This is a genomic window from Mycobacterium sp. NGS45 (assembly GCF_059812645.1).
In genome coordinates this window covers 74,874-93,654 of record NZ_JCALDB010000021.1, presented here as the reverse complement: position 1 = coordinate 93,654, position 18,781 = coordinate 74,874, and the positions used below count along the sequence as shown (strand labels likewise).

Sequence of the window (18,781 nt, the reverse complement as noted above, 5' to 3'; positions counted from 1 at the left end):
ATGTCAAGCACCATCAGGTCGAAGTCGTTGCTGCGCGCGTACTCGAGCGCCTCGGCGCCGTCGCCGACCGCGGTGACGGCAAATCCGTTGGCGGTCAAGCCCTTCTGTACGAAGGAGGCGATGCGCGGCTCGTCCTCGGCGATCAAGATGCGTGCCACGGTGCCTCCGATCCCGGTCCCAGCGCCGCGGGGATCACGATGGTGAAGGTGGCCCCGCGGCCCGGCGGACTGTCCAGCAGGACCTCGCCGCCGTGCGCCACCGCGATTGCCCGCACGATGGACAACCCTAGTCCGGCGCCGTCGGCGTCGTGGCGGCCGCTGCGGCCGCGGGCGAACCGTTCGAAGATCCGACCGCGTTCCTCGGGACTGATTCCCGGTCCGGAGTCGGCCACCCAGAAACGCAGCCAGCCGCCGGAAAGCTGGGAGCCCAACGCGATTCGCCCCCCCCGGTCTCGGTGAACCGGCAGGCGTTGTCGGCCAGCGCCACCAGGGCCTGGGTGATGCGCTGCGGGTCGAGTACCGCAGTGACCTCGGCGGCCGTCTCCAACACGAAGTTGCGGTCGGCCAACGCCGAGACCTTGTCGAATGCCTCGTGTGTCAGCGCTTGGACGTCGACCGGCTCCGGGTGCAGGAAGCTGGGCTGTTCGGAGTGGGCCAACAGCAACAGGTCGGCGACCATCCGGTTCATCCGGGTCAGCTCGTCATCGACCAAGGTCAGGGTGGACGCGACGTCTTCGGGGTCGGTGGGATCCAACACGTCCAGATGGCCGCGGATGATGGTGATCGGGGTGCGCAGCTCGTGGCCGGCGTCGTCGACGAACCGGCGCTGTGCGGCCACGCCGGATTCGATGCGGTCCAACATGTCGTTGACGGTCTCGACCAGTTCGGTCAGTTCATCGCGGGCGCCGCGGCGGGTCGGGATGCGCATCGACAGGTCGGTGTCGGTGATGGTGCGGGCCGTTTCGGCGACATCACCCACCGGACGCAGAATCCGCCCGGCGATCAGCCAGGCCGCGCCGGCCGCGCCGAGCACCGTGATCGAACCGACGATCAGCATCAGCCGGACCGCGTTGCGCGCTTCGGTGCGCTCGGCGTCACCGAGATAGGCCGCCACGATCACGCCCTGGGCGGGGTCACCGGCCAGCGTGACGGGGATGGCCAGATACCGCACCTCGCCGGCCTCGGGATGCTCGTAGCGGCCCTCGGTGGGGGTGCTGGCGGTGGCCACCAGTTCGGCGAACGCCGGGTCGCCGGCGAGCACTTCGGGCGCGCTGCTGTCTTGCCGGCCTTGCGCCCGGTATTCACCGTCGACGTAGCCGAGGAACTTCTCGTTGGGTCGGGCGATGTTGTAGGCGATGGCTTCGCGGATCACCTCGTCGACGGATCCGAACGGTTCTCCGGTGCGCGGGTTGATCCCGGGTGAACTCAGTTCCCCGAATTCCTGCACTTCGATCCGCAACGCCTCATCCATCCGGGCGTTGACCGCCGAGATGAGCAGCCACCAGGTCACCAGTGTGACCATCCCGAGGGCAGCCATGACCAGCAGCAACACCCAGCCGATGATCCGGGTGCGGGCGGCCGACGGCAGCACGCGGGGCCACCTGCGGCCGTGCTGAGCGGGCGCCGCGCCGGGTTGGCTCATCGGGGTCCTCCCTGGTGGGTGCCACTCCATCCTGCCGCGCCGGGCGCGGTTTAGTCGTCGTCATCCCAGTCGTCGTCCCAGTCGTCGTCCCAGTCGTCGTCGTCCCAGTCGTCGTCGCCGCGGATCGGGACGCTCGGTGCGGCCGGTGGGGGAGCCGGCACGCCGAGCGTCTCGCGGGGTTGCAGGGTTTCGACGTGTTGCGGGGCATCGCGGGCAGCGCGGCGCGGGACGTCGGACTGCGCAGGTTGACGTTGTGGGACCTGCTGCCGGCCGGGGTCCCGGGGTTGGACTTCGGTAACGCCGGCGTCGCCGGTGTCGGATCCCGGCCGAGCGGGATCGACGACCTCGGGTGCGACCACCTCGATGGGTCGCAACGGGACAGACTCGTTGCTTGGGAACAGGGCAACCGCCGTCGCCGCGGCCGCACCGAGCACGACGGTGCCGGCCATCGCAGCCAATACCACTCGCATGAACCCACGATCGCGGCTCAACCGGCACTCAGCATGAGCGCATGATGAGAACCTTTTCATCTTCGGCCGGGCGCACCGCTGGGCGCTCAGAGCTTCTCGGCGTGCGCGGTCCATTCGATCGGTGAGGCCACCAGCTGGCGACCGGTGGCGTTGATGTAGGTGTCCCGGTAGTAGGCCGGGCCAGCTTGTTCGAGCAGTCGCCAGCCGAATTCGGCGACGTATTCGGTCAGCTGCTCGGGATCGAAGCCGGTGCGCCAGAGTTGTCGGCGCTGTCGGAATTTGCGGTACAGCGCAGCGGAGTCGTAGAGGTTGGTGCCGTCGATGAAGTCCTGGCGGATGTAGCTGAACATCAATTGGCTGCCGGCCGCGACCTCGGCGAGCTGACGAAACGTCTCGCCCACTGCCTCCGGCGTCAGGTACTGGGTGACGCCTTCCCAGACGAAGAAGGTGCGCCGGCCCGGATCGTAACCGTGGTCGCGTAGCACGGCCATCAGCTCGTCACGTTCGAAATCGACTGCCACCAAACGCACCGAGGGCGGTAGTTCACCCACTGCCCGCCGGATGCTGGCGGTTTTGCGGTCCACGTTGACGGGTTGGTCGACTTCGAACACCGGCAGGCCGCCGTGCCGGGCGATCCGGCAGGCTCGGGTGTCGAGGCCGGCGCCGAGGATCACCACGGCGTCGAACTCGTTGAACGGATCAGAGAGCCGGTCGTCGATCAGGCGTTTGCGGCACGCGATGCTGGCCCAGATCCCGGGGGCGGACCGTTCCGCGCCCCGGACCAGCGCGTTGCGCAGCGGCGCTATTCGGCTGGCACGCACCAGCAGTCGCAGGTGCGTGGGCAGGAACTCGACAGCCAGCTCGTCGTGCACCAGTCGCTGCTCCGGTGCCTGCTGCTGCTCCACCCCGGCAATCATCATCGGCCCAAAAGCCGTCTGCGCCGCCGGGTTTCGTGCCATCAGCGCTTGTTCACATATCCCGCGTCGACCGGCAAGGCGACCCCGGTGACGTAGCGACCGGCGTCGGTGACCAGGTAGAAGACCGCGTTGGCGATGTCCTCGGGTTCCAGTGTCTGTACCGGCAGGGCATTGCCCATGTCCGGACCACCCTGCTCCTGCTGAGCCAGGCCGGACAGCCAGGACCGGGTGAAGTCGTTGTCGATCATCGGCGTGTTGACCCCGGCGGGGTGTACGGAGTTGACCCGGATATTGAACTGCGCCAACACGTTTGCATACACCCGCATCAAGCCGACGATGCCGTGTTTGGCGGCTGCGTAGCCCACCGAGCCGGCGATCGGGGAACCCAGACCAACCAGACCGGCCACCGAACTGGTCAGCACGATCGAGCCGCCGTTGCCGAACTTGATCATCGGCTTCATGGTGACGTCGACGGTGTGGTAGACGCCGGTCAGGTTGACGTCGATGACGTCCTGCCAGGCGTCCGTACCGGCCATCGGGGCGATCCCGGCGTTGGCGATCACGATGTCGAGCCGGCCCAGCGCGCCGGTGCCCTCGATCACCGCGGCCTTCAGAGCGTCGCGGTCGCGCACGTCGGCCTGCAGTGCCACCGCCCGGGTGCCGGCCGCTTCGACCAACCGCGCGGTTTCGGCCAGATCCTCGGGCGTGGCCAGCGGATAGGGCACCGAATCGATCTGGGTGCACGAGTCGATCGCGATGATGTCGGCGCCGGCCCCGGCCAGCTTGACCGCATGCGCGCGACCCTGGCCGCGGGCGGCGCCGGTGATCAGCGCAACCTTGCCCTTCAGTTCTTCGCCCATGTCAGTTGCGCAGCTGTCCCTTGGCGGGGTCACCGGCCGGCACCGGTGCGAGCATCTTGATGTCGGGGGCACCGTCGAGGTGCTCGCCGACCGCGCCGAACAGCGCGCCGATCGACGGCGCGGCGCTGTGCGTCGCCAGGGCGTCCTCGTCCGCCCACTGCTCGATGAACACGAAGGTGCCGTTGGCCTCGTGCAGCGAATAGAGCTGACATCCGGGCTCATCGTGCACCGCCGTGACCGCCTGCTGACAGGCGGCGCGCACCGCGTCGACGGACTCCGGTTTTGCGGTCATGGTGGCTACGACGACGACGGGCATGGAACTCCTCGATGAACGGCGATGTGGCAGTGCTCACCCTAACCAATCCGAGCGGCCGGGCCGGGGCCTGTCTCGATCAAGACCGTGCCCTGCGGGCAGCTACCTGTGAGGCCGCCGTCGAGCGTCACGAGACCGGGTGAAACCCGCGGCAGGAATAACGATTCGGCTACATGCCCGGCCAATTGCCCAGGTCAGCGCGTTAGATGCGCGTGTTGCGGATGGTGTTGATGAGGCTGATGGGACTAGGCTGGCCGCATGCCATCCAAGACCGCTGCGCGCTCCGGCGCTGCCCGAACCACCAGGTCAAAGGCTGCTTCCCGACCGAAGCGGCCGGCGCCGCCGCGCAAGAAGCCGCCGGCGAAGCGCCAGACCGGGCAGGTTTCACCGGTCGCCGCGGCCGGTGTTGCGGTGGGCCGCGCCTCGCGCGCCTCATGGTTGCTGCTGGCCCGCGGTGCCGGCAGTACGGCGCGGTCGGTCGGCCGGGCCCGCGACATCGACCCGGGGCATCGCCGGGACGGCATCGCGCTGGCGTTGCTCGGCGTGGCCGTGGTGATCGCGGCCAGTTCGTGGTTCGACGCGGCTCGCCCGGTGGGCGGCTGGATCGATGAGGCGCTGCGCAGTGTCCTGGGCTCGGCGGTGGTGTTGCTGCCGGTGCTGTTTGCCCTCGCCGCGATCACGTTGATGCGCACCGAGCCGGATCCGGAGTCGCGGCCACGGCTGATCCTCGGCGTGGCGATGATCGCCCTGCCGGTGCTGGGGCTGTGGCATCTGTGGTCCGGTTCCCCGGAACTGCCGGCCGACCGGCAGCACGCCGCCGGATTCGTCGGCTTCGTGATCGGCGGTCCGCTCTCGGATGGGTTGACTCCGTGGATCGCTGCGCCACTGTTGTTCATGGCGGCCATCTTCGGTGTGTTGCTGCTGACCGGCACCACGATCCGTGAGGTGCCCGAGACGCTGCACTACATGTTCAGCACCCGGCTGCGCCGCGGCTACGACGAATACGACGAATACGACTACGACGACCACGACGACCACGACGGCAACGCCGAACCGGTTGACGGCGAAGACTTCTCCGACGGGTACTACGACGATCCGGCGTCCTACCGCGGTGACGAACCGGCCGCCTGGCCCGGCGGCACCCCGTACGACAACTACCCGGTGGACGACGTCGCTGCCGACGAAGCCCCGACGGTGCCCGAGCCGACGGTGGCTGCCCGTCCGCGGAAACGTAAGGCGGACAAGGCGAAAGCCGACAAGAAGACCGCCGTGCTGGACCGGGTGGTCGAGGGACCCTATGTGCTGCCGGAGTTGGACCTGCTGGTCGCCGGTGAGCCGCCCAAGCGGCGCAGCGCGGCCAACGCGCAGATGGAAGACGCGATCAGCTCGGTGCTGCAGCAGTTCAAGGTGGACGCCGCGGTCACCGGCTGCACCCGGGGCCCGACCGTCACCCGCTACGAGGTCGAACTCGGACCGGGCGTCAAGGTCGAGAAGATCACCGCGCTGCACCGCAACATCGCCTACGCGGTGGCCACCGAGAGCGTGCGCATGCTGGCGCCCATCCCGGGCAAGTCCGCGGTCGGCATCGAGGTGCCCAACACCGACCGTGAAATGGTCCGGCTCGCCGACGTGTTGACCGCGCCGGAGACCCGCAGCGATCACCATCCGCTGGTGATCGGTCTGGGCAAGGACATCGAGGGTGACTTCATCTCGGCCAACCTGGCCAAGATGCCGCACCTGCTGGTGGCCGGTTCGACCGGTTCGGGCAAGTCCAGCTTCGTCAACTCGATGCTGGTTTCGTTGCTGGCGCGGGCCACCCCGGAGGAGGTCAGGATGATCCTGATCGACCCGAAGATGGTGGAACTGACGCCTTATGAAGGCATTCCGCATCTGATCACGCCGATCATCACCGAGCCCAAGAAGGCTGCCGCGGCGCTGGCCTGGCTGGTCGAGGAGATGGAGCAGCGCTACCAGGACATGCAGGCTTCCCGGGTGCGGCACATCGACGTGTTCAACGAGAAGGTGCGTTCCGGTGAGATCACCGCGCCGCTGGGCAGCAACCGCGAGTACAAGCCCTACCCGTACATCCTGGCCATCGTCGACGAGCTCGCCGACCTGATGATGACCGCGCCGCGCGACGTCGAGGACGCCATCGTGCGGATCACGCAGAAGGCCCGAGCGGCCGGCATCCACCTTGTGCTGGCCACCCAGCGGCCGTCGGTCGACGTCGTCACCGGCTTGATCAAGACCAACGTGCCGTCTCGGCTGGCGTTCGCGACGTCGTCGCTCACCGACAGCCGGGTGATCCTGGACCAGGCCGGCGCCGAGAAGCTGATCGGTATGGGCGACGGACTGTTCCTGCCGATGGGCGCCAACAAGCCGATCCGGTTGCAGGGCGCGTTCGTCGGGGACGACGAGATCCAGGCCGTCGTCGAGGCCACCAAGGCGCAGGCCGAACCCGAGTTCGTCGAGGGCGTGACCGCGGTCAAGGCCGGTGAGCGCAAGGACGTCGACCCGGACATCGGCGACGACATGGATGTGTTCCTGCAGGCCGTCGAGCTGGTGGTGTCCAGCCAGTTCGGCTCCACCTCGATGCTGCAGCGCAAGCTGCGGGTCGGGTTCGCCAAGGCCGGCCGGCTGATGGACCTGATGGAGACCCGCGGCATCGTCGGGCCCTCGGAAGGTTCCAAGGCGCGCGAGGTGCTGGTCAAGCCCGAGGATCTGGCCGGCACGCTGATGCTGATCCGCGGCGGCGGCTCCGACGACGACGATGACGGCGACGGCGACGACGACATGGATTTCTAGCGGCGGCTCCAAACCCGTTGCCGCTCTTGCATTTCCCACCCGCTCTGCAGGCCGCAAGAGCGGGTGGTAGGCGGAAGAGCGGCAGCGGTTGGGGTCGGGTCAGAGCGTGAGCAGCATCCGGGTGTTGCCCAGCGTGTTCGGTTTGACGTAGCTCAGGTCCAGGAATTCGGCCACGCCGATGTCGTAGGAGCGGCACATCTCCTCGTACACCTCGGCGGTCACCGGGGTGCCGTCGATCTCGACGAAACCGTGCCGGTTGAAGAACTCGACTTCGAAGGTCAGCACGAACAGCCGCTCGAGTTGCAATTCCCGCGCCACTTCCAGCAGCCGGTCGACGACGGCGTGCCCCACACCGCGGCCCTTGACCTTCGGGTCGACGGCCACCGTGCGCACCTCGCCGAGATCGGACCACAGCACATGCAGCGCACCACAGCCGACGACCTCGCCGTCGAGCTCGGCCACCCAGAACTCCTGCACCGCCTCATAGAGCGTGACCAGGTTCTTCTCCAGCAAGATCTTGCCGGCGTAGGTGTCGACCAGACGCTTGATCGCCGGGACGTCGGAGGTGCGGGCGCGCCGCAGGAGCGGGCGAATGGCCGGTTGACCTGCGTTCTCGCTCACGCTTGCACACTATCGGGTGCCGGCGCGCGAGTGCCGATCGCCGGTCGGCGAGCCTGGCCCGGTATCCTGTTGCGGTGTCGGGCCAGGCTGAAACATCACCGGCGGCGTCGGTGATCAACGTCGCCAACCTGCTCACCGGTGTGCGGCTGGTGTTGGTTCCGGTCTTCCTCTACGCCCTGTTCCACGGCGACGGCCACGAGCCGGCCGCGCGGATCGCGGCGTTCGGCATCTTCGCGGTGGCCGTGATCACCGATAGATTCGACGGTCAGCTGGCCCGCAACTACGGCATGGTCACCGAGTTCGGCAAGCTGGCCGATCCGATCGCCGACAAGCTGTTGATCGGCGCAGCGCTGATCGGCTTGTCGGTGCTGGGCGATCTGCCGTGGTGGGTCACTGCGGTGATCTTGATCCGGGAAGTCGGCATCACCGTGCTGCGATTCGCCGTCTTGCGGCGCGGGGTGATTCCGGCCAGTCGCGGCGGCAAGCTCAAAACCCTGGTGCAGGCGGTCGCGATCGGGCTGTTCATCCTGCCGTTGCAGGCCTGGCCGGGGAGCTGGCTGGTGACGGCCTGGGCGGTGATGATCGTCGCGATCGTGCTGACCGTGGTGACCGGCATCGATTACCTGGTCTCGGCGCTGCGTGACGTTCGTCGCGATGTTCAGGACGTGCCCGGGGAACCAATCTGAGTGCTGCCGACGTTGTTCTTCATGAGTCGTTTTCCGACTGTCCATCGGCACCATCCCAACAGCTAAGGAGAGCACGATGACGCCACTGTTGCGCGAGGTCATCGGCGACGTGCTGCGTCGTGCCCGCACGTCGCAGGGCCGCACCCTGCGTGAGGTGTCCGATTCCGCACGGGTGAGCCTGGGGTATCTGTCCGAGGTGGAGCGCGGACGCAAGGAGCCGTCCAGCGAGTTGCTCAGCGCGATCTGCACGGCCCTCGACGTCCCGCTGTCGCGGGTGCTGAGCTCGGCTTCCGAACAGATGGCCCGCCACGAGCTGGTGCCGGCCATCCGCCCAGCGCACATCGACGCCGCAACCAAGGTGGTCATCCCGCCGGTTGCGATGGCCGTCGCTTGAGCGCGGGGGAAAGCCAGGCCACATCCGACACACCCGCCTCACCCGCGACACTTTGTCCGGGGACTGTGGTGTGCTGCGGGAAACCGATAAATTGGTGACCGCAGGTCACCTCATCCGAAGACCGATTACGTAAGGCGGAATGAACCCATGGCCAATCCGTTCGTCAAGGCGTGGCGTTACCTGATGGCGCTGTTCAACTCGAAGATCGATGAGCACGCCGACCCGAAGGTGCAGATCCAGCAGGCCATCGAGGAAGCCCAGCGTCAACACCAGGCGCTGTCGCAGCAAGCCGCCCAGGTGATCGGCAACCAGCGCCAGCTCGAGATGCGGCTCAACCGCCAGCTCGCCGACATCGAGAAGCTGCAGGCCAATGTCCGGCAGGCGATCACATTGTCGGACAAGGCGGTTGCAGAGGGCGACGCCGCCAAGGCCACCGAGTACAACAACGCCGCCGAGGCGTTCGCCGCGCAGCTGGTCACCGCCGAACAAAACGTCGAGGATCTCAAGACTCTGCACGACCAGGCGCTGCAGGCCGCCGGGCAGGCCAAGAAGGCCGTCGAGCAGAACGCCATGGTGTTGCAGCAGAAGATCGGCGAGCGCACCAAACTGCTGTCTCAGCTCGAGCAGGCCAAGATGCAGGAGCAGGTCAGCGCCTCGCTGCGGTCGATGAGTGAGATCGCGGCACCGGGCAGCACGCCGAGCCTGGATGAGGTGCGCGACAAGATCGAGCGTCGCTACGCCAACGCCATGGGCGAGGCCGAGCTGGCGCAGAACTCGGTGCAGGGCCGGATGATGGAGATCCAGCAGGCCAGCGTCGAGATGGCGGGCCATTCCCGGCTCGAGCAGATCCGCGCCTCGATGCGCGGCGAGGCGCTGCCATCCGGTGGTGCCACGGCCTCGCCGGCCACACCGGCGCCGGCCACCGAGGCGAAGCCCGAAAAGCCGCTCGGCCAATAGCAGATCGGACAACGTGATGGCGGTCAAAACAGTTTCGCAGCAGTGGCGTTCGTTGCTGCAGCGCGGGCTCGACGGCGCCAGCGAGGCCGCCGATGTGGTAGCGCACAAACTCAGTGTGGCCGCCGACCCGCGTGCCCGCGCCATCCGCAAGCGCAGGTGGGCGCTGCGGCTGGGCGTGTTCTTCGGATTGGCGTGCGTGTTCTTCATCGGGGTCACCGGCCTGCTGGCGGTCTGGAACACCCCGGCGTGGGCGCTGCTGATTCCCACCCCGCTCGCGGCCGGCGCCGGTTTCCTGGCGACCTTGGCGCTGCTGCGGTATCGGTGGCTGCGGTCCAACCCGCTGCCGGCGCAGCGGCCGGCCAGCACCCGTCGGCTACCTCCGCACGGTTCGGCGGCCCGGCCCTCGATGTACGCGCTGGGCGCGTCCGAACGGGGGCTGTTCTCGCTGCTGGGTGTGATGGAGCGTGGCGAACTGCTGCCGGCCGACGAGATCGCGGAGCTGACCGCGGCGGCCAACCACACCGCGGGCACCATGGCGGCCACCGCAGCCCAGGTGGTCTCGATGGAGAAGGCGGTCGCCGCCACGCCGTCGTCGCGCCCGCACCTGGTACCCACCATCAACGCCTATACCGCGCAGCTGGGCGCCGGAGTCCGGCAGTACAACGAAATGGTCACCGCAGCAGCTCAACTGGTGTCCTCGGCGAATGCGGGCGACACCACGGCCTCGCCGATGGCCAAGCAGCGCTACCGCAACGAACTGAGCAACGCCACCGATCGGCTGCTGGGCTGGGCGCAGGCGTTCGACGAGCTGGGATCGCTGCGGCACGCCTGAGCGCGGCCGCGCAGCCGGTCTAGATGTCGTGGGTGCCGGTTGACGAGGAGTCACGCGGACCGTAACGCGCGACGTAGGCGTCGTGAACGTGCTGGTTCTTCTCCCGGGCCTTCTGGTCCACCAGACCAGGGTCGAGGTCGTGCACCCGCAGCATGTGCCGACGCCAGATCTTGTTCAACGCGTGCGTGAAGTAGACGAACGGGATCAGGATCGGCACCGTCATCGATAGATGCACGGCGAGATCGGTGGGGATGAACCAGAACGGCACCAGGATCAAGAACGCCGGGATGAACATCCGCACGATCAGGCGGCGCACGGCGCCCTTGCCGGTCAGATCCTCGATCACCCACTCGTGCATGGAGTCGGGTAACCGACCGCCGTAGCAGTACTTGACGTACTGCAGCGGACCGGGCTTGGTGCGGGTTTGGTCGGACATGGTCTGTCAGAACTTTCGTTGCAGGGAGGGCACTGCGACGGCCAGGACGCCCAGCGCGAAGCCCTTGAGGAAGTCGAACAGGTCGAAGTAATCGCGCCACAACGTGATGCGGCCGTCGCGCACCTCGAACACGCCGCACACAGCGAAGTTCATCCGGACCGGGCCGAACACCAGCGCGTCGGTGCGCTCGTTGAGTACGGTGCCGTTCTCTTCGACGTTGCGATGGAAACGCACGTCGAAGCCCAGGCTGGGACGATCCATGCCGCGGAAGATCTTGGCGACCTTATGTCCGCCGCGAATCCGGCTGTATCCGTAGTTCTCATAGACGATGTCATCGGCGATCAGCGATTCCACGGTGTCGAAGTCCTTGTCGCGAAGTGCGAACAGGAACTTCTCGACGATCGCGGCGTTGGCGGAGTCGGTCGTCGGTGCGATCTGCTCGGTCATGCCATCCAGCCTAATGGGCAGCTTTTCGCTGTGGCAGTCTGTGCCGGTGCGTGTAGCCGTGGTTGCCGGACCAGACCCAGGGCACGCCTTTCCTGCGATCGCGCTGTGTCTGGCCCTGCGTGCGGCGGGGGAGCAGCCCGTGTTGTTCACCGGTGTGGCCTGGCTGGACACCGCGCGGGCAGCCGGGGTCGAGGCCGCTGAGCTGCTCGGACTCGATCCGGACGCCGACGACGATGATCTGGATGCCGGGGCCAAGATCCACCAGCGGGCGGCCCGGATGGCGGTACTGAACACGCCCCTGCTGAGGGAGTTGGCTCCCGATCTGGTGGTGTCCGACGTGATAACCGCCTGCGGCGGGATGGCCGCCGAACTGCTGGACATTCCCTGGGCCGAGTTGAACCCGCACCCGCTGTACCTGCCGTCCAAGGGGCTGCCGCCGCTGGGCAGCGGCCTGGCACCCGGGGTGGGGGTGCGGGGCCGGCTGCGCGACGCGGTGATGCGCAAGCTGACCCAACGGTCCTGGCGGGCCGGGCTGGCCCAGCGCGGCGCGGCCCGGCTCGGGATCGGATTGCCCGAGCGCGATCCGGGACCGGCGCGCCGGCTGATCGCCACCCTGCCGGCCTTGGAGGTGCCGCGGCCGGACTGGCCCGCCGAGGCCGTCGTCGTGGGTCCGCTGCACTTCGAGCCGACCTCCGAAGTCCTCGAGCCGCCGCCCGGTGACGGGCCGCTGGTGGTGGTGGCGCCGTCCACGGCGACCACCGGGACCCAGGGGATGGCCGAACTGGCGCTGTCCGCGCTGACTCCCGGTGCCGTGCTGCCGGCCGGAGCGCGGGTGGCGATCTCGCGGCTGAGCGGCTCTGAAACCGGTCTGCCGTCCTGGGCGGTGGCCGGCCTGGGTCGGCAGGACGAACTGTTGCGGCACGCTGATCTGATGATCTGCGGTGGTGGGCACGGCATCGTCGCGAAGACGTTATTGGCGGGCGTGCCGATGGTGCTGGTGCCCGGTGGCGGTGATCAGTGGGAGATGGCGAATCGTGTTGTGCGCCAAGGCAGCGGCGAGTTGATCCGGCCGCTGAGTGCCGATGGGCTGGCCGACGCGGTGCGTACCGTGCTGGCGTCGCCACGGTACGCCGAGGCGGCGCGGGCGGCCGCGGCCACCGCCGTGCAGGTGGCCGATCCGGTCGGCGTGTGCCGCGACGCGGTTAGGTAGGTTTGGGCTGTGCGGCTGACCGAATTCCATGAACTCGTCGCCGGCCAGTTCGGTTCGGTGCGGGGTGCTTCGTTGCTCGTCGACCACGTGCTGCCCGGGTTCGGTGGCCGTACCGCGGCGCAGGCGATCGAAGCCGGGGTGGAACCCCGCGACGTGTGGCGCGCCCTGTGCGCGGACTTCGACGTGCCGCGCGATCAGTGGTGAGCTGAGCGATGGCGACCTTCGCCCTGGTGCACGGAGCCTGGCACGGACCGTGGTGCTGGGAGAAGCTGATCCCCGAACTGGAGCGACGGGGGCACCGCGCGATCGCCGTCGACGTGCGCTTCGACGATCCGGAAGCCGGTTTCGCCGACTACGCAGCGACATTCGCCGCCGCGGTGGCCGGCGAAGAACGGGTCATTGCGGTCGGGCATTCGCTGGGCGGGTGCCTGCTGCCGTGGATCGCTGAACTGCCGGGCGTTGCCCATCTGGTGTACCTGTGCGCGGTGGCGGCCGAGCCGGACCGCAGCTTCGCCGAATCGGATCGCGATTACCGCATCCTCAACCCGGATTACCGGCGCGGGTTGGCCAAGGGTGACGACGGCACCCGGTGGGCCGATGCGGATCTGGCCCGCGAGTTGTTCTACCCGGACTGCGACGACGACATCGCCGCGGCCGCGTTCGAACGGCTGCGGTTCCAGGCTATCCGTCCGCTGCGGGAGCGCAATCCGTTCCCCGGGCCCGCCTCGACGCCGTCCACCTCGATCATCTGCAGTGCCGACCGGATGGTGGATCCGGCCTGGTCACGGCGGGTGGCAGGGGAGTGGCTGGGGGCCCGGCCGGTCGAACTGCCGGGTGGTCATTCGCCGTTCTACGCCCGGCCGGCCGAACTCGCCGGCGTGTTGGACACGCTGGCCTGACACGCTGCGGCGCGCCTACTTGCCATCGAACACCTGTTCGTTATTGTGGTGGACGTTCGACCGGGCCGAACTTGTCGGAGCCTTGATCTAGCGTCACGGCCAACCGACCGAACACGGTCAACCGACGACTAACCGAGAGGTGCACCATGGCACAGGCCCCCGATCGCGAGAAGGCACTCGAGCTCGCTCTCGCGCAGATTGAGAAGAGTCACGGCAAGGGTTCGGTGATGCGGCTCGGCGAGGAAGTTCGCCAGCCCATCTCGGTGATCCCCACCGGATCCATCGCCCTGGACGTGGCGCTGGGCATCGGCGGTCTGCCGCGCGGCCGCGTCATCGAGATCTACGGCCCGGAGTCCTCGGGTAAGACCACCGTCGCCCTGCACGCGGTGGCCAACGCCCAGGCCGCCGGCGGCATCGCGGCCTTCATCGACGCCGAGCACGCGCTGGACCCCGACTACGCCAAGAAACTCGGCGTGGACACCGACTCGCTGCTGGTCTCCCAGCCGGACACCGGTGAGCAGGCCCTGGAGATCGCCGACACGCTGATCCGCTCCGGTGCACTGGACATCCTGGTCATCGACTCGGTGGCGGCCCTGGTGCCACGCGCCGAGATCGAAGGCGAGATGGGTGACAGCCACGTCGGTCTGCAGGCCCGCCTGATGAGCCAGGCGCTGCGCAAGATCACCGGCGCGCTGAACAGTTCGGGCACCACCGCGATCTTCATCAACCAGCTCCGCGAAAAAATCGGAGTGATGTTCGGATGCTTTTCCTATGACACCCGAGTTCAGTTGGCTGACGGCAGCATGGAAAAGATCGGCAAGATCGTCAACCAGAAGATGGATGTCGAGGTGATGTCCTACGACCCGGTCTCCGACCAGATCGTGCCCCGCAAGGTGGTCAACTGGTTCAATAACGGCCCGGCCGAACAGTTCTTGCAGTTCACCGTCGAGAAGTCCGGCGGGAACGGCCGCTCACAGTTCGCCGCCACGCCCAACCACCTGATCCGCACCCCGGCCGGCTGGACCGAAGCGGGAGATCTGATCCCCGGTGACCGGGTGTTGGCCTCCGAGCCGCAGCTGCTCAGCGAGCAACAATTCCAGGTCGTGTTGGGTTCGCTGATGGGCGATGGAAACCTTTCGCCAAATCGCCGGGACCGCAACGGTGTTCGCTTCCGGATGGGCCACGACGCCAAGCAGGTCGAATACTTGCAGTGGAAGACCGACCTAATGGGCAACATCAAGCACTCCACGCGAGAGAACGACAAGGGTGCTCGATTCGTCGACTTCACCCCGCTGCCGGAGCTGGCCGAACTGCAGCGCGCGGTCTACCTCGGTGACGGTAAGAAGTTCCTCTCCGAGGACTACCTGAAAGCGCTCACTCCGCTGGCGCTGGCCATCTGGTACATGGACGACGGTTCGTTCACCACGCGCTCCAAGGGCCTGCAGCAACGCAGCGCCGGCGGCAGCGGCCGCATCGAGATCTGCGTCGAGGCCATGAGCGAGGGCTCGCGGGAACGGCTGCGGGATTACCTGCGCGACACCCACGGCCTGGATGTTCGGTTGCGGCTGTCGGGTGCGGCCGCCAAGGCGGTGCTGACGTTCTCCACCGCGGCCTCGGCGAAGTTCCAGGAGTTGGTGGCGCCGTACATGGCCCCGTCGATGGAGTACAAGCTGCTGCCGCGGTTCCGCGGACTGAGCACGGTCACGCCGGAGTTCGTCGCGCCGACCCAACGGTTGGTGCCGGCTCGGGTGCTCGACGTGCACGTCAAACCGCGTACCCGGTCGATGAACCGATTCGACATCGAGGTGGAAGGCAATCACAACTACTTCGTCGACGGCGTGATGGTGCACAACTCGCCCGAAACCACAACTGGCGGAAAGGCTTTGAAGTTCTACGCCTCGGTCCGCCTGGATGTGCGACGGATCGAGACGCTCAAGGACGGCACCGACGCGGTGGGCAACCGCACCCGCGTCAAGGTGGTCAAGAACAAGGTCAGCCCACCGTTCAAGCAGGCCGAGTTCGACATCCTGTACGGCAGGGGCATCTCCAAGGAGGGCTCGCTGATCGACATGGGCGTCGAGCAGGGCTTCATCCGCAAGTCCGGGTCGTGGTTCACCTACGAGGGAGAGCAACTGGGCCAGGGCAAGGAGAACGCCCGCAAGTTCCTGTTGGAGAACGTCGACGTGGCCAACGAGATCGAGAAGAAGATCAAGGAAAAGCTCGGCATCGGCGCGGTGGTGACGGACGAGGCCAGCGATGACGTCCTACCCGCCCCGGTCGACTTCTGACCCGACCGGATCGGCTGGAACCGAAGCCCTGGTCGATCCGGTCAAGCGCGCTGAGCAGGCGCGAGCACTGTGCCTGCGCCTGCTCACCGTGCGCGCGCGTACCCGCGCCGAACTCGAGACCCAACTGACCAAGCGGGGTTATCCGGCCGACGTCAGCACCCCGGTCTTGGACCGGCTGACCGAAGTCGGGCTGATCGACGACGTCGACTTCGCCGAGCAGTGGGTGCGAACCCGGCACGCCAACTCAGGAAAGGGCAGGCGCGCCTTGAGCACCGAGTTGCACAACAAGGGTGTCGCCGACGAGGTGATCGATCAGGCGTTGGCCGGACTGGATTCCGGGGCCGAGCGGCAACGCGCCGAAGAGCTGGTGCGGGCCAAGCTGCGTCGGGAACGCCTCGATGACGGCGACGAGGTCAAGGTCACCCGCCGACTGGTCGGCATGCTGGCCCGGCGGGGATATCCGCAGAACATGGCTTTCGACGTCGTCAAAGTGGAACTGGCCGCCGAATACGAACGCCGCAAGGTCTGAAAGGACACGGTTCGCCGAGTAGGTTGGCGCACATGCTGTTATCGGCCAAGCTGTCCCCGACCTTCGACTACCCGGTGCTGGAACGCTTCTGGCGCAGCGCCGACGAACTCGGTTTCCACGCCATCTGGGATTACGACCACTTCTACGGACTGACCGATCCCGAGCTGTTGACCTACGACGGCTGGACCCTGCTGGCCGGCATGGCAGCGCACACCAAGACTTCGCGGGTCGGCTGCCTGGTGGGTTCGGTGACCTACCGCAACCCGGCGATGCTGGCCAAGATCGCGGTCACCATCGATCACATGTCGGGTGGGCGGCTGGACTTCGGGCTGGGCGCCGGTTGGCATGAGGCCGAGCACCAAGCCTACGGCTTCGACTTCCCGGCTCCAGGCGCGCGGGTGCAGATGCTCGACGAGGCGTTGACCGTGATCAAGCGGTTGTGGACCGAGGAGCGGGTCAGCTTCGAGGGCAAGTTCTTCACCGTCGAGGATGCGCTGGCCAACCCGAAGCCGCTGCAGCAACCGCACCCGCCCATCATCATCGGCGGCATGAAACCCAAGATGCTGCGGGTGATCGCCAAGCACGCCGATGAATGGAACGCGCCCGGGCAGGGCCCGCAGGAATGGGCGCAGACCAATGCTGCCCTCGACGCGGCCTGCGCCGACGTGGGCCGCAACCCCGCCGACGTCCGCCGATCGGTGCAGCTGTTCCTACATCCGGGCAACGACGAACAGGTTGACCAGCAACTGAATTCGCTGCCGGCCTATCGCGATGTGGGCTGCCAGCATGTGGTGCTGTCGTTCTATCAGCCGCCGGACGAAGAACTGTTGGCGCGCTGCGCGAAGCTTTAGAGCCGAGCCGCGCGCGGCTGACTCAGTCGCCGGCCTGCTCGGTGGTCTCCACCGGCAGCGGCTCCGGTGCCCGCTTGGAGCGACGCATCCGGGCTTCGATCCGAACCGCGACCTCCGACAGCGCAAAGTTCGCGGCGATCATCAGCACCGCGATCACGATCAGCGCGGGAACGTAATTGCCGTAGTTGGAGCCGATCACGGTGCCCTGGCGGACCATTTCGACGAACGTGATCTGGTAACCGATCGCGGTGTCCTTGAGCACCACCACCAACTGCGAGATCAGCACCGGCAGCATCGAGGCAATGGCCTGCGGGAGCAGGATCGTGCGCATGGTCTGCCACCAGCCCAGCCCCAGCGAGGACGCGGCCTCACTCTGCCCACGCGGCAACGACAGCACGCCGGTCCGGACGATCTCGGCCAACACCGCGCCGTTGTACAGGGTCAGGCCGGTGACCACGCCGGCCAGCGCGAGCTGCTGGGACGGGAACACGTCGTACAGCGCGAACAGGAAGTAGGCGAAGATCATCATGATCAGCACCGGCACCGCGCGGAAGAACTCGACGATGACGGCAGCCGGCCAGCGCAGCCACGGCGACGGCGACAACCGGAAGACACCCAGCGCCACCCCGAGGAACCCGGCCAACACCACCGAGATCGCGGCCGCGGTCAGCGTGCCCCGAATACCGGGCCACACATAGGTCTTCCACAGGTCGCCGGTCAGGAACGGTCGCCACTTCTCGGCATCCAACTGACCCTTGTCGGCCAAACCGGAGAACACCAGCCACACCACCACGGCGGTCAGCAGCAGCACCGCCGTCGAGATCAGCCGGTTGCGGGTGCGCGCCCGCGGGCCCGGCGCGTCGTAGAGAACCGAAGCCGAAGTGCTCACCCCTGCCTCCTGCCGGTTCGATCGCTCACTCGCTGCGCTCGCTCGCTCCTCACCGGACCACCGCCCACTTCTTGCCGGCCCAGCCGAAGAACAACCCCATCGGCAGGGTGAGGATGATGAATCCGACGGCGAAGATCGTGCCGACCGCCAGCAGCGCCGCGGTGTTCTCGATCATCTCCTTCATCAGCAACGCCGCCTCGGCCACGCCGATCGCCGACGCGATGGTGGTGTTCTTGGTCAGTGCGATCAGCACCGAACCCAGCGGCACCAGCACAGAGCGGAACGCCTGCGGCAACAGGATCAGCCGCAGATTCTGGCCGAAGGTCAGGCCCAAGGCCCGGGCCGCCTCGGACTGGCCCAGCGGGATGGTGTTGACCCCCGAACGCAGGGTCTCGCACACGAACGCCGCGGTGTAGACCGCCAACCCGAGGACCGCCAACCGGAAGTTGCTGTCGGCGATCGACGTGGTGGAGTTCGGATCGCTCAACGTGATGCCGAGGGTCTGGGCCAGACCGAACGAGCAGAACAACAGGATCAGGGTCAGCGGCGTGTTGCGGACGATGTTGACGTACGCGGTGCCCAACGAACGCAGCACCGGAACCGGGGACAGTCGCATCGCCGCCAAAACCGTGCCCAGCACCAGCGCGCCGATCGCGGCGAACAAGGTCAGCTGAATGGTCAGCCAGAACGCCTTGAGGATCGCCGAGCGGTAGGTGCCGAAGATCGCGGCCTGTTC

Annotated in this window: 23 protein-coding genes; 11 read left to right on the top strand and 12 right to left on the bottom strand. The window is 67.3% G+C overall.

Annotated elements, in window-relative coordinates:
* The 7 genes from AC5Y3P_RS18260 to AC5Y3P_RS18230 all read right to left on the bottom strand — a co-directional run.
* Positions 1-158, bottom strand: a 158-nt coding sequence (locus AC5Y3P_RS18260) for a response regulator (RefSeq protein WP_500047341.1), incomplete at its 3' end; no start/stop codon positions are given.
* Complete coding sequence (locus tag AC5Y3P_RS18255; RefSeq protein WP_500047333.1) at positions 143-391, bottom strand: ATP-binding protein; 249 nt, start codon at positions 389-391, stop codon at positions 143-145. The genes AC5Y3P_RS18260 and AC5Y3P_RS18255, both read right to left, overlap by 16 nt.
* Positions 286-1,641: a sensor histidine kinase gene (locus tag AC5Y3P_RS18250; RefSeq protein WP_500047332.1), complete on the bottom strand. Its 1,356-nt coding sequence runs from the start codon at positions 1,639-1,641 to the stop codon at positions 286-288. Before AC5Y3P_RS18250 ends, AC5Y3P_RS18255 begins: the two co-directional genes overlap by 106 nt.
* 50 nt (positions 1,642-1,691) lie before the next feature.
* The gene (locus AC5Y3P_RS18245) at positions 1,692-2,111 is read right to left on the bottom strand and encodes a hypothetical protein (RefSeq protein WP_500047331.1); all 420 of its coding nucleotides are present in this window, start codon (positions 2,109-2,111) and stop codon (positions 1,692-1,694) included.
* 86 nt (positions 2,112-2,197) lie between these two features.
* On the bottom strand, positions 2,198-3,070 hold the full coding sequence (locus AC5Y3P_RS18240) for an SAM-dependent methyltransferase (RefSeq protein ID WP_500047330.1): 873 nt from the start codon (positions 3,068-3,070) through the stop codon (positions 2,198-2,200).
* Entirely contained in the window at positions 3,070-3,888 is an 819-nt protein-coding gene (locus AC5Y3P_RS18235; protein ID WP_500047329.1) for a mycofactocin-coupled SDR family oxidoreductase, read from the bottom strand. The genes AC5Y3P_RS18240 and AC5Y3P_RS18235 overlap by 1 nt, the downstream gene beginning before the upstream one ends.
* Before the next feature lies 1 nt (position 3,889).
* Positions 3,890-4,204: a putative quinol monooxygenase gene (locus AC5Y3P_RS18230; protein WP_500047328.1), complete on the bottom strand. Its 315-nt coding sequence runs from the start codon at positions 4,202-4,204 to the stop codon at positions 3,890-3,892.
* A gap of 255 nt (positions 4,205-4,459) precedes the next feature.
* Between AC5Y3P_RS18230 and AC5Y3P_RS18225 the strand changes: the two genes are divergently transcribed.
* A complete protein-coding gene (locus AC5Y3P_RS18225) occupies positions 4,460-7,006 on the top strand; it encodes an FtsK/SpoIIIE family DNA translocase (protein WP_500047327.1) in 2,547 nt (848 codons plus the stop codon).
* A gap of 99 nt (positions 7,007-7,105) precedes the next feature.
* Here the strand turns inward: AC5Y3P_RS18225 and AC5Y3P_RS18220 are convergent, their stop codons facing one another.
* Complete coding sequence (locus tag AC5Y3P_RS18220; RefSeq protein ID WP_500047340.1) at positions 7,106-7,600, bottom strand: amino-acid N-acetyltransferase; 495 nt, start codon at positions 7,598-7,600, stop codon at positions 7,106-7,108.
* A gap of 101 nt (positions 7,601-7,701) precedes the next feature.
* Here AC5Y3P_RS18220 and pgsA point away from each other — a divergent pair, with 101 nt between their 5' ends.
* From pgsA to pspM, 4 genes are all read left to right on the top strand, one after another.
* Entirely contained in the window at positions 7,702-8,313 is a 612-nt protein-coding gene (gene pgsA / locus AC5Y3P_RS18215) for a CDP-diacylglycerol--glycerol-3-phosphate 3-phosphatidyltransferase (RefSeq protein WP_500047326.1), read from the top strand.
* Between the two features lie 76 nt (positions 8,314-8,389).
* On the top strand, positions 8,390-8,707 hold the full coding sequence (clgR, locus tag AC5Y3P_RS18210; protein ID WP_500047325.1) for a transcriptional regulator ClgR: 318 nt from the start codon (positions 8,390-8,392) through the stop codon (positions 8,705-8,707).
* A 147-nt stretch (positions 8,708-8,854) separates the two neighbouring features.
* Positions 8,855-9,664, top strand: coding sequence for a phage shock protein PspA (gene pspA, locus AC5Y3P_RS18205; protein ID WP_500047324.1), 810 nt, complete (start codon positions 8,855-8,857; stop codon positions 9,662-9,664).
* A 16-nt stretch (positions 9,665-9,680) separates the two neighbouring features.
* Entirely contained in the window at positions 9,681-10,496 is an 816-nt protein-coding gene (gene pspM, locus AC5Y3P_RS18200; RefSeq protein WP_500047323.1) for a phage shock envelope stress response protein PspM, read from the top strand.
* A gap of 19 nt (positions 10,497-10,515) precedes the next feature.
* On the opposite strand, the gene AC5Y3P_RS18195 is transcribed toward pspM, so the two are convergent.
* Entirely contained in the window at positions 10,516-10,932 is a 417-nt protein-coding gene (locus AC5Y3P_RS18195) for a DUF5313 domain-containing protein (protein ID WP_500047322.1), read from the bottom strand.
* Between the two features lie 6 nt (positions 10,933-10,938).
* On the bottom strand, positions 10,939-11,379 hold the full coding sequence (locus AC5Y3P_RS18190; RefSeq protein WP_500047321.1) for a limonene-1,2-epoxide hydrolase family protein: 441 nt from the start codon (positions 11,377-11,379) through the stop codon (positions 10,939-10,941).
* A 46-nt stretch (positions 11,380-11,425) separates the two neighbouring features.
* On the opposite strand from AC5Y3P_RS18190, the gene AC5Y3P_RS18185 reads away from it, so the two are divergent.
* The 6 genes from AC5Y3P_RS18185 to AC5Y3P_RS18160 all read left to right on the top strand — a co-directional run bounded on the left by AC5Y3P_RS18185 (position 11,426) and on the right by AC5Y3P_RS18160 (position 17,156).
* The gene (locus AC5Y3P_RS18185) at positions 11,426-12,589 is read left to right on the top strand and encodes a glycosyltransferase (protein ID WP_500047320.1); all 1,164 of its coding nucleotides are present in this window, start codon (positions 11,426-11,428) and stop codon (positions 12,587-12,589) included.
* Between the two features lie 9 nt (positions 12,590-12,598).
* On the top strand, positions 12,599-12,793 hold the full coding sequence (locus AC5Y3P_RS18180; RefSeq protein ID WP_500047319.1) for a DUF3046 domain-containing protein: 195 nt from the start codon (positions 12,599-12,601) through the stop codon (positions 12,791-12,793).
* An 8-nt stretch (positions 12,794-12,801) separates the two neighbouring features.
* Positions 12,802-13,488 (top strand): alpha/beta fold hydrolase, encoded by a 687-nt coding sequence (locus AC5Y3P_RS18175; RefSeq protein WP_500047318.1) that lies wholly within the window; start codon positions 12,802-12,804, stop codon positions 13,486-13,488.
* Between the two features lie 146 nt (positions 13,489-13,634).
* Positions 13,635-15,776 (top strand): intein-containing recombinase RecA, encoded by a 2,142-nt coding sequence (gene recA / locus AC5Y3P_RS18170; RefSeq protein WP_500047317.1) that lies wholly within the window; start codon positions 13,635-13,637, stop codon positions 15,774-15,776.
* On the top strand, positions 15,745-16,305 hold the full coding sequence (gene recX, locus AC5Y3P_RS18165; protein WP_500047316.1) for a recombination regulator RecX: 561 nt from the start codon (positions 15,745-15,747) through the stop codon (positions 16,303-16,305). The genes recA and recX overlap by 32 nt, the downstream gene beginning before the upstream one ends.
* 32 nt (positions 16,306-16,337) lie before the next feature.
* On the top strand, positions 16,338-17,156 hold the full coding sequence (locus AC5Y3P_RS18160; RefSeq protein WP_500047315.1) for a TIGR03560 family F420-dependent LLM class oxidoreductase: 819 nt from the start codon (positions 16,338-16,340) through the stop codon (positions 17,154-17,156).
* Between the two features lie 22 nt (positions 17,157-17,178).
* Here the strand turns inward: AC5Y3P_RS18160 and AC5Y3P_RS18155 are convergent, their stop codons facing one another.
* Both AC5Y3P_RS18155 and AC5Y3P_RS18150 read right to left on the bottom strand, forming a co-directional pair.
* Positions 17,179-18,045 carry an amino acid ABC transporter permease gene (locus AC5Y3P_RS18155; RefSeq protein WP_500047314.1) on the bottom strand — a complete coding sequence of 289 codons (867 nt, stop codon included), beginning with the start codon at positions 18,043-18,045 and terminating at the stop codon, positions 17,179-17,181.
* A gap of 49 nt (positions 18,046-18,094) precedes the next feature.
* A complete protein-coding gene (locus AC5Y3P_RS18150; RefSeq protein ID WP_500047339.1) occupies positions 18,095-18,769 on the bottom strand; it encodes an amino acid ABC transporter permease in 675 nt (224 codons plus the stop codon).
* Between the last annotated feature and the right edge of the window lie 12 nt (positions 18,770-18,781).

Excerpts from the sequence above, each read along its gene's own strand:
- AC5Y3P_RS18250 (WP_500047332.1), bottom strand. The coding sequence starts at position 1,641 with ATGAGCCAACCCGGCGCGGCGCCCGCTCAGCACGGCCGCAGGTGGCCC.
- AC5Y3P_RS18245 (WP_500047331.1), bottom strand. The coding sequence starts at position 2,111 with ATGCGAGTGGTATTGGCTGCGATGGCCGGCACCGTCGTGCTCGGTGCG.
- AC5Y3P_RS18240 (WP_500047330.1), bottom strand. The coding sequence starts at position 3,070 with ATGGCACGAAACCCGGCGGCGCAGACGGCTTTTGGGCCGATGATGATT.
- AC5Y3P_RS18235 (WP_500047329.1), bottom strand. The coding sequence starts at position 3,888 with ATGGGCGAAGAACTGAAGGGCAAGGTTGCGCTGATCACCGGCGCCGCC.
- AC5Y3P_RS18230 (WP_500047328.1), bottom strand. The coding sequence starts at position 4,204 with ATGCCCGTCGTCGTCGTAGCCACCATGACCGCAAAACCGGAGTCCGTC.
- AC5Y3P_RS18225 (WP_500047327.1), top strand. The coding sequence starts at position 4,460 with ATGCCATCCAAGACCGCTGCGCGCTCCGGCGCTGCCCGAACCACCAGG.
- clgR (WP_500047325.1), top strand. The coding sequence starts at position 8,390 with ATGACGCCACTGTTGCGCGAGGTCATCGGCGACGTGCTGCGTCGTGCC.
- pspA (WP_500047324.1), top strand. The coding sequence starts at position 8,855 with ATGGCCAATCCGTTCGTCAAGGCGTGGCGTTACCTGATGGCGCTGTTC.
- pspM (WP_500047323.1), top strand. The coding sequence starts at position 9,681 with ATGGCGGTCAAAACAGTTTCGCAGCAGTGGCGTTCGTTGCTGCAGCGC.
- AC5Y3P_RS18195 (WP_500047322.1), bottom strand. The coding sequence starts at position 10,932 with ATGTCCGACCAAACCCGCACCAAGCCCGGTCCGCTGCAGTACGTCAAG.
- AC5Y3P_RS18190 (WP_500047321.1), bottom strand. The coding sequence starts at position 11,379 with ATGACCGAGCAGATCGCACCGACGACCGACTCCGCCAACGCCGCGATC.
- AC5Y3P_RS18175 (WP_500047318.1), top strand. The coding sequence starts at position 12,802 with ATGGCGACCTTCGCCCTGGTGCACGGAGCCTGGCACGGACCGTGGTGC.
- recA (WP_500047317.1), top strand. The coding sequence starts at position 13,635 with ATGGCACAGGCCCCCGATCGCGAGAAGGCACTCGAGCTCGCTCTCGCG.
- recX (WP_500047316.1), top strand. The coding sequence starts at position 15,745 with ATGACGTCCTACCCGCCCCGGTCGACTTCTGACCCGACCGGATCGGCT.
- AC5Y3P_RS18160 (WP_500047315.1), top strand. The coding sequence starts at position 16,338 with ATGCTGTTATCGGCCAAGCTGTCCCCGACCTTCGACTACCCGGTGCTG.